This is a genomic window from Streptomyces viridosporus (assembly GCF_002078235.1).
Lineage (GTDB): Bacteria > Actinomycetota > Actinomycetes > Streptomycetales > Streptomycetaceae > Streptomyces > Streptomyces viridosporus.
This window is the reverse complement of record NZ_MSGP01000290.1, coordinates 779-1124: the sequence shown is the minus strand read 5'-3', so window position 1 is coordinate 1124 and position 346 is coordinate 779. Positions and strand designations below refer to the sequence as shown.

Annotated in this window: 1 protein-coding gene; it reads right to left on the bottom strand. The window is 70.8% G+C overall.

Going from position 1 to position 346, the window contains the following annotated elements:
• Positions 1-346, bottom strand: a 346-nt coding sequence (locus B7L92_RS42520; protein WP_368656257.1) for an AMP-binding protein, incomplete at both ends; no start/stop codon positions are given.

Genomic DNA, 346 nt, shown 5'->3' with positions numbered 1-346 from the left:
CCGGCAGCAGACGGGTCAGGTCCCGCGTCCGGTAGCGGACGATCGGCATCGCCTCCTTGGTCAGCGAGGTGAAGACCAGCTCGCCCCGCTCGCCCTCCGGGAGGACCTCGCCGGTGACCGGGTCGACGACCTCCGGGAAGAAGTGGTCCTCCCAGATGTGCAGGCCGTCCTTGGTCTCCACGCACTCCTGCGCGACGCCCGGCCCGATCACCTCCGACAGCCCGTATATGTCGACCGCGTCGATCGCGAACCGCTCCTCGATCTCCTGCCGCATCCGCTCCGTCCAGGGCTCCGCGCCGAAGATCCCCACGCGCAGGGAGGTCCCGCGCGGATCGACGCCCTGCCG